This window comes from Paenibacillus chartarius (assembly GCF_042432825.1).
GTDB classification, from domain to species: domain Bacteria; phylum Bacillota; class Bacilli; order Paenibacillales; family NBRC-103111; genus Gordoniibacillus; species Gordoniibacillus chartarius.
In genome coordinates, this window is the sequence record NZ_JBHLWN010000130.1 from 1 (window position 1) to 1,706 (window position 1,706).

Here is a 1,706-nt window from a genome sequence, read left to right on the forward strand (position 1 = left end):
ATACAGGAGGCGCTTTTTCTTTTCAAACCGCAAATTAATTCATTACAGGAATAGCTCCTTTTACAATTACAGGCTTGCTGAAAAAATAACCTTGAAAGAAGTCGTATCCCAGTGCAAGAGCAGTCTGGTGTTCCTCTCTTGTCTCAATTTTCTCCGCCAGAAACTTCAGTGAATACTGACGTTGGTACTGTTCGATCATTTGATGCTGCTGATTAGGATCAAGGGCTGGATATTCCACTTTGATGATATCAGCTATTTCGATAAGAGGAAGATAACTCCCATCAAAAACAAAGTCATCTAGCGCAAGTTTATAACCAAATTTCTTCAATTTTTTACAGGCATTAATCACGTCTGCCGTTGGTTTGACCCGTTCTAATACTTCGACCACAATCCCTTCTTTGGGCAATAGCAACGGGATCTCCTTCACCAGTAATTCTTCCGAAAAGTTAATAAACGCCCTTGTACCGCCGGTTAGATCGTTCAGTTGAATCACAAGATAAGCATTGTTAATTAACTCAGCCGTTGCCTGTTTATCATTTATCCCTTCATAATAGTTGTTTGAGCTTCTTCGATACAGCAGCTCATAGCCGTATATATTCATACTTCTGTCGAATATGGGTTGTCTCGCTGCGTAAACTTCCATTCCGCATCCGCTCCCGATACAGTCCTTCAAATTACTTATTTACGCCAACACGCTTACCAGACACTTTGTTGGCATACATTTCTTTATCCGCTTTACCTATTAGTTCTTCCAGATTTCCTCCATCCATCGGAAACATGGAATATCCTACTGAGAGCGATATATCAAAAGTCAATTGCTGAGATAAGGAATCGGTCTGTTCATGCAATAAATTACACACTGCTTGAAGCATTTCATCGTTTTCGAACGTATGGATCACGATAAACTCATCGCCACCCCAACGAATCACGTGATTACGGGTTTGAAAAACATCAACCAACAATTCCGATAGTAGTCGAAGTACTCTATCCCCCGTATGATGGTCGAAGTTATCGTTAATGGATTTGAAATTATTTACGTCGACAACGAAAACAACCAACAAAAGCGATTTACGAGACGCTTGTCTGCGTAACCGGGCAAAAATCTTATGGGCATTTCGTCTGTTTCTCACGCCAGTAAGGGTATCGATTTCCGAAATATACCTGACCCTGTCGAAATAAAAGCCCAATATCCAAGCGATGACCATGCTGGAAATGAGCAAAATAATATGTACAATTTCATCCCCAACCGTTAAAAAAATAATTGCACTAAGAATTGCGACAATTGTAATGATGCCGCGGCCCAAATACCCCAAAATTCCCGTCCCCCTTCAGGTCGGTGGCACTCGAAATATTACAATACGAAAAGTGATTGGATGTAACGAAGCAGCCTTATATGCAATACAAAGGCTGCTTGTCTCATCTGCTGATATTGCGCAATATCAAATCCCATAACCCTAGCCCGATTGAAGCAAATCTCCAGTATATACTCTTTCCATTGTTTCTTTCACAAATCCGAATTGTTGATTGATCATAACTGCATAATACGTAACATAGTTCGAGTGTTAGAGCTTGAATTAATTTCCCCAGCACAGCACTTTTGCGAATTGGGCTACAAGACCCAATTTTATAGTTCGATATATCTATAATTATACGGTTTGTGCAAACAAAAAGATACGTAACAGTGTTACGGATTTGTTAATTTTCGA

At 39.9% G+C, this 1,706-nt stretch carries 2 protein-coding genes; both read right to left on the bottom strand.

Annotated elements, in window-relative coordinates; all coding sequences use genetic code 11:
• Positions 1-34: 34 nt before the first annotated feature.
• Positions 35-643, bottom strand: coding sequence for an EAL and HDOD domain-containing protein (locus tag ACFFK0_RS30605; protein ID WP_377475247.1), 609 nt, complete (start codon positions 641-643; stop codon positions 35-37).
• A gap of 31 nt (positions 644-674) precedes the next feature.
• Positions 675-1,313, bottom strand: coding sequence for a GGDEF domain-containing protein (locus ACFFK0_RS30610; protein WP_377475249.1), 639 nt, complete (start codon positions 1,311-1,313; stop codon positions 675-677).
• Positions 1,314-1,706 lie beyond the last annotated feature (393 nt).

Excerpts from the sequence above, each read along its gene's own strand:
- ACFFK0_RS30605 (WP_377475247.1), bottom strand. The coding sequence starts at position 643 with ATGGAAGTTTACGCAGCGAGACAACCCATATTCGACAGAAGTATGAAT.